The sequence below is a fragment of the uncultured Nostoc sp. genome, assembly GCF_964247315.1.
Classification (GTDB): Bacteria; Cyanobacteriota; Cyanobacteriia; order Cyanobacteriales; family Nostocaceae; genus Nostoc.
Window position 1 is genome coordinate 21,980 of sequence record NZ_CAXTTT010000100.1, and the last position, 6,209, is coordinate 28,188.

At 46.0% G+C, this 6,209-nt stretch carries 6 protein-coding genes; 3 read left to right on the forward strand and 3 right to left on the reverse strand.

Annotated features, from left to right (window positions below; translation table 11 throughout):
- Nucleotides 1-3: 3 nt before the first annotated feature.
- Nucleotides 4-447, reverse strand: coding sequence for a YybH family protein (locus ACFE93_RS25445; protein ID WP_375477387.1), 444 nt, complete (start codon nucleotides 445-447; stop codon nucleotides 4-6).
- A gap of 35 nt (nucleotides 448-482) precedes the next feature.
- Nucleotides 483-842 carry a YciI family protein gene (locus ACFE93_RS25450; protein WP_375477389.1) on the reverse strand — a complete coding sequence of 120 codons (360 nt, stop codon included), beginning with the start codon at nucleotides 840-842 and terminating at the stop codon, nucleotides 483-485.
- A 185-nt stretch (nucleotides 843-1,027) separates the two neighbouring features.
- Between ACFE93_RS25450 and ACFE93_RS25455 the strand changes: the two genes are divergently transcribed.
- Complete coding sequence (locus ACFE93_RS25455; protein WP_375477391.1) at nucleotides 1,028-2,290, forward strand: RNA polymerase sigma factor; 1,263 nt, start codon at nucleotides 1,028-1,030, stop codon at nucleotides 2,288-2,290.
- A gap of 239 nt (nucleotides 2,291-2,529) precedes the next feature.
- Entirely contained in the window at nucleotides 2,530-3,186 is a 657-nt protein-coding gene (locus tag ACFE93_RS25460) for a hypothetical protein (RefSeq protein WP_375477393.1), read from the forward strand.
- Nucleotides 3,187-4,294: 1,108 nt separating this feature from the next.
- Here ACFE93_RS25460 and ACFE93_RS25465 read toward each other — a convergent pair.
- Nucleotides 4,295-5,803, reverse strand: coding sequence for a UbiD family decarboxylase (locus ACFE93_RS25465; protein ID WP_375477395.1), 1,509 nt, complete (start codon nucleotides 5,801-5,803; stop codon nucleotides 4,295-4,297).
- A gap of 256 nt (nucleotides 5,804-6,059) precedes the next feature.
- Here ACFE93_RS25465 and ACFE93_RS25470 point away from each other — a divergent pair, with 256 nt between their 5' ends.
- Nucleotides 6,060-6,182, forward strand: a complete 123-nt coding sequence (locus ACFE93_RS25470) for a hypothetical protein (RefSeq protein WP_375477397.1) — start codon at nucleotides 6,060-6,062, stop codon at nucleotides 6,180-6,182.
- Nucleotides 6,183-6,209: the final 27 nt, after the last annotated feature.

A 6,209-nucleotide genomic window follows, 5' to 3' on the forward strand; every position in this document is an offset into this window, starting at 1 on the left:
GGGCTATGGGTTTAGCGTGAATACAGCTTGAGAAGTCTCTGGATCGAATGGAACCGAGAGATGTTCGTGTAATATCTGCCATTCACCTTGATTTTTCTGACAGACAGCGGTGACGCGCATCCACGTCTGCATTGCTGGATGATATTGGGTTCCTGTGAAGCGAAATAGCCAATGTGCAACTGCTAAGTCTTCACTGACGGTAATCTTGAGGTCTCGTGTTTCAATCTCAAAGGTGTCGGGGAAGTGAGGCAAACATTCTTTCCACACTTGACTCCAAGCATCTTTTCCTTGAGTTTGGAAAGGAGGTTTAACATCGAAGACAATAATCTCGTTGGCATAGTGGGACATGATTTGCTCAACATCCTTGGTGCAGATGGCACGTTGTTGCTCGGCAATTAGTTGGCGAATCTGAACTTCATTAGTTGCGATCGTGCTTTTGGTTGTCATCGGTATCTCTCCTTTTGGGTTGAGGTTGAGTGCAGTTACGAATTCTCTGGCAAGCCAGCAACTTCAATTACAGGTCGAATTTCAACGGTACCGACGCGCGCGCTTGGAATCCGCGCGGCGATCGCGATCGCTTCGTCGAGATCCTGAGCATTAATCAGAAAAAAACCGCCCAATTGTTCGCGAGTTTCTGCAAACGGCCCGTCAGTTACTAGCGGTTTGCCGTTGCGCACCCGAAGGCTGGTTGCAGTTGCTACAGGGTGGAGCGGGGCGGTTGCAAGATACTGCCCCTTTGAGTTGAGTTGTTGTGCCAGTTGTGCGGATTCTACATAACAATGTTCCCGTTCAGTTTGGCTCAGGGCATTTTCCTCCAGGTAAATCAGCAGCAAATATTTCATCGGGTTGCCTCCTTTATTTCCCGTTGTTACTTCCCTTCTTTAATTAGTCGAACGGTGCTGCCTCAAATCGACACCTCGCCAAAAATTTTTATCGTTTAGTACGATCAAGGTATACCTCTGTTGTTTCCCTTCTTTAGTTAATCGAACGCTGCTGCCTCAAATCGACACCTCGCCAAAAATTTTTTATGTCAGGTATAATTCCAAACGCAAAAACAGACGTAAACCAAGCGATCGCTTCCCTTTACCGGGCTGAATGGGGGCGGATCGTCGCCATCCTCATCCGGTTGGTGGGGGATTTTGATGTGGCTGAAGAAGCTGTACAGGAAGCTTTTACAGCCGCCGTGAATCAATGGCAGTCTAGTGGCGTGCCCGATCTCCCCCGTGCGTGGATCGTCAAAACAGCCCGATACAAAGCCATTGATCGCCTCCGACGGCGGACACGGCTGACGGAAAAACTGGAATGGTACGCCGCCTCTGGGTTAATCCCAACCCGCAAGGAGCCAACTTACGACACAGACGAAATTCCAGACGAGCGGCTGCGGCTGATCTTTACTTGCTGCCACCCAGCACTGGCGATCAAGGCGCAGGTGGCTTTGACGCTGCGGCTGCTGGGCGGACTTGAAACAGATGAAATTGCACGGGCGTTTCTCGTACCCACGGCAACGATGGCGCAACGGCTGGTACGTGCCAAGCGCAAGATTCGGGATGCAGGTATTCCCTATAAAGTGCCGGACACAACCGATCTGTCTGTGCGGGTAGACGCAGTGCTGACGGCGATCTATCTGATTTTCAATGAGGGCTACGCGACAACTAGGGGCGAGACGATGGTAAGGGCTGACCTCTGCACAGAAGCGATTCGCCTGGGTCGCCTCGTAAGGACGTTGATGGCACCGCAACCGCCCTCAGAAGTGACTGCACTCTTTGCGTTGATGTTGCTGCACGACTCCCGGCGCGATGCCCGTTTGGATGAGGCAGGCGATCTGGTGTTGCTCGAAGATCAGGATCGTAGTCGCTGGAATCAACAGCAGATTGCTGAGGCGCTACCGCTCGTTGAAGAAGCATTGCGGGGTGAGATTGGTTCGTTTGCAGTGCAAGCAGCGATCGCGGCACTACATTGTCAGGCAGCACAAGCAGAAGAAACGGACTGGTTACAAATTGTTCGCCTCTACGATTTGCTCGAAGGCTTGCAGCCCTCGCCAATTGTGTCGCTGAACCGGGCGGTGGCGATTTCAATGATAGAGAGTCCTCAGACGGCCCTCGAACTCATTGATGGGCTTGCCCCCCAACTTAATGGCTACCATTTATTTCACGCAACCCGTGCCGAGATGCTGCGCCGTATCGGAGCCTCAGCCTCAGCCGCACAGAGCTACGCGATCGCGCTCATGCTAGTCACTAATGACAGCGAACGCCGCTTTCTGGAGCGTCGGCTGCACGAAGTTCAGCCTTAAGGACAAGGGAATTTTACCAAGAAGCGATCGCACAGTGGAGATATACAGCAGATTGCAGGTAGATAGCGTACACTAAACGCGCTTTGCAGCAACCAGGACTATGAAAGCTTACTCCATCGACTTTCGAGAAAAAATAATTAACGCTTACTCTCAAAGCGATCGCCAGTTCTCACTATTAATGATATAGAGCGACGAGTTATTTGACCGCACAGAGATAACAAAAATGTACGAGGTTGAGTATGGATACTCGTATCCCAGAATGTATTCGTCTAGTATTAAATGATTATTTGTTGTCATTACAAATCGAACTTCCGTGTCTGATAGATGGCTGCTATATTCATGGATCTATCGCACTTAATGCTTTTAACCCATACTTAAGTGACATTGATTTTATTACTATTTTCATACGACGGGCTACAACATCCGAGGTAAAAAAATTAAAAGCAGTTCATAAAAAACTAGAACTGAGCTATCCACAGTGGAAACTAGAAGGAAGTTATTTGCTTCTTGAAGATGTCGGGCGGGAGCAACAAGAAATTGCTCCTTATCCCTACTATCATGACAGCGCTCTGCACTCTGCTGGATATCATGACATAAACCAGGTCACTTGGTGGGTGTTGAAACATCGAGGCATTTGTCTGATTGGACTTCCACCAGAAAACCTTGCATTTACAGTCGATTGGAATCTGCTGCAAACAAAGATGAAGGAAAATCTGAACAGCTATTGGGTGAGTTGGACACGAGCGCCAAGTAAAGTAGCATATTTATTAACAGATAGTGGTATTCAGTGGGCTGTGCTTGGCGTTCTGCGTCTGTTTTACGCGTTAAGAGAGTATGAAATCCTCTCCAAAACTGAGGCTGGTCGATATGCATTGGTGCATCTTCCACCAAAGTAGCATCAACTTATTCAAGAGGCAATTAACCTCCGTGAAATTCGGCATGGTTCCTCTTATCGCGGCAAAGTGAGCCGCGCTGTTGAAGCAGTACGCTTCTTACGCTATGTAATTAATGTATGTAACGAATAGGCATCTTCAAGAGAAAACCTTAATATGTAACTGTAAACTCTGAATCGAGTAAACCTTGTTTACTCTCAGGACTTACGCAACTGGCACAGCGCGATCGCGAAAGTTGAGTACATCTGTATTAAGACTTAAGCAACTGTCACAAACAAAGGCGCGGCATAGCTGCGATCGCTTGTCCAACAACTAGACGATAGACATGGGAAGATCGGGACGTTTGAGTTGCTGAACTAAATAATTGGACAACAACCCATGTTTAATTTGATAAATTGTTTGGCCGGTTTTATAAGCTAACTCCTTGAGTCTCAGCCAGACTAAAATCGCGCAAGCAATATGGTTTCTTTGAATCCGACCCTTGCGACATTGACATGATTCAATCCCAGTCAACTGCTTTAATTCAAAGGTGTTACTCCTCAACTTTCCATCGCACCTTACACACTTTTTGTACAAAGTCCGTAGAATCTTGAGATAAATCGTTTGTAGCGATAAAATCCGTTCTGTCGGTAGAGACAGTTACCCGGAACAGTTTCACTTTTTTCGCTTGAGGTCTCAAAAAATTTGCTTCTTGATTTTACACAAATTGATTATTCTTACTAATTTCAGCAATATCTTTGTATTATCTGTATTTTTCATACACATGTACTAAAATTCAGCGATCACCCTGTGCCAGTTACGTTGCTTGTATAATACATGCGTACTAAAATTTAGTGATCGCCTGTGCCAGTTGCGTAAGTCCTGTGTAATAACACTTTTAATTTTACAAAATTTAGTCCTGCGATGTCTACGACGGGCTACGCCTACGCTGATGGATGCAACACAACGATATCATTGAGTATTAATGTGTCAGTATATGCTGTAGTTAACACTAACAGTAAGTTCACATTTCGACAAAGATTAATTAAGTTATATGAATAACGACGCGATAAATCGCGTCTCTACATTAGGGTTTTGTTGCTCATTCTGAACTGTATCGATCTATAACAGATTACTTCATATCATAGCCAAACAAATTCGGGTCTACTTCTCCTAACTGCAACTCTGCTAAACCATACTCTGCCCATCGCCTCTCTACCATCGCCGCCACATCTGGGTCAGATTCTAAAGGCAAACCCCATTCATGGTTTGTTTCCGGCGGAATCTTTGTAGTCGCATCAATTCCCATGCGTCCACCTAAGCCAATCTTTTCACTGGCAAAATCCAAGGTATCAAAAGGTGTATTTGGCAGAATAAAGACATCTCGTACTGGGTCAACTTTGGAACTAATCGCCCAGACAACTTGACGCGGATCGCGAATATTTATGTCTTTATCCACAACAATTACAAATTTGGTGTATGTAAATTGTGGTAAAGCACTCCAAAATGCTAAAGCCGCCCGTCGCGCTTGTCCTGGATACGCTTTATCAATGGAAATAATCGCCGCTTTGTAACTCAACGCTTCCATTGGTAGGAAGAAATCGACAATTTCTGATACTTGTTGCCGCAGTATGGGAGTATAAATGCGATTTAGTGCGATCGCCATCATCGCTTCTTCTTTAGGTGGACGACCGCTAAATGTTGTTAAGTAAATCGGATTTTTCCGGTGCGTCATACACTCAAAGCGGATTAACGGCGAATCTTCCACACCACCGTAATAACCCATGTGGTCGCCAAAAGGCCCATCTGGTAAAACTTCCCCTGGTGTAATCGTTCCTTCCAAGACAAATTCGGAATCGGCGGGAACTTCCAAATCTACAATTTTACATTTCGCTAACTGCACACCAGAACCGCCGTACAGTCCAGCAAACAGCCATTCTGATAAATCTACAGGGATGGGTGTGGCAGCTGCCATAATAATTAGAGGATCTACACCAAGTGCGATCGCAACTTCTAATTTTTTCCCACGTTCGGCTGCTTTTCGCAAATGCCTCGCCCCACCCCGCACCGATAACCAGTGAACCGTCATCGTATTCTGAGATTGTAGTTGTAAACGATATACTCCTACATTCGGAGTACCAGTTTCACAATCCTTGGTAATTACTAGCCCCAGTGTGATAATCTTGCCAGCATCCCTAACATAAGGACGTATCAAAGGCAACTTATTTAAATCTAAATCATTACCTTGAAGCACAACTTGCTGACAAGCGGGGAAAAAGTCTCGTCCTGGTTTCGCCTTCACCACATCAAACAGCACTTTGCCAAAATCTATCGCCTGGGAAATCTTCTTCGGTGGTTTTGGCTGTTGCAGCATACTCAATTTTTTCCCCAGAGTTTCCAACTCCTCTGGATGCTGCATATTCATTGCCCAGCAAATCCTTTCCACAGTTCCCATCAAATTCACCGCCACCGGGAAGGAAGCGCCTTTGACGTTTTCAAACAACAACCCTGGGCCACCTTTTTGCAGCATCCGGTTGGAAATCTCAGCAATTTCCAACTCTGGGTCAACTAAAGCTGAAATTCGCCGTAATTGTCCTTTTTCTTCCAAAATTTTAATGAATCCCCGCAAGTCTCTCGCCATTGTTCTAATAAAGCTGATTATTTAAGAAGTGTGAAGCGCTTTCTTATATTATGGGGCATTAGGGATTGGGGAGGCAGTGCGGTCTTCTGCCAAAGGGAGAGGCTAGCGCCAAGGGGTTTCCCCAAGTGGAGCAACTGCCGTCATTGGGAAGAGACAAAGAAGAAACTTGTTCAATCATTCCCCCTTGTCCGTACATCACAATAAAAATATGTACCAAGCCATAATAAAGTAAGACTCCTTGCCAGAGCAGAAAATCATGGTCAACCGATCGCTCAAGCAGCGAATTCCTCATTTAGAAAATGGCGATCGCCTCACTCGCTATGAATTTGAGCGACGCTATCAAGCAATGTCCCGACGGTGTATTCATATTGCACCTTGATTCAATGAAGTTTAGGGATATTCTCTC

Excerpts from the sequence above, each read along its gene's own strand:
- ACFE93_RS25445 (WP_375477387.1), bottom strand. The coding sequence starts at position 447 with ATGACAACCAAAAGCACGATCGCAACTAATGAAGTTCAGATTCGCCAA.
- ACFE93_RS25470 (WP_375477397.1), top strand. The coding sequence starts at position 6,060 with ATGGTCAACCGATCGCTCAAGCAGCGAATTCCTCATTTAGAAAATGGC.
- ACFE93_RS25450 (WP_375477389.1), bottom strand. The coding sequence starts at position 842 with ATGAAATATTTGCTGCTGATTTACCTGGAGGAAAATGCCCTGAGCCAA.
- ACFE93_RS25455 (WP_375477391.1), top strand. The coding sequence starts at position 1,028 with ATGTCAGGTATAATTCCAAACGCAAAAACAGACGTAAACCAAGCGATC.
- ACFE93_RS25460 (WP_375477393.1), top strand. The coding sequence starts at position 2,530 with ATGGATACTCGTATCCCAGAATGTATTCGTCTAGTATTAAATGATTAT.
- ACFE93_RS25465 (WP_375477395.1), bottom strand. The coding sequence starts at position 5,803 with ATGGCGAGAGACTTGCGGGGATTCATTAAAATTTTGGAAGAAAAAGGA.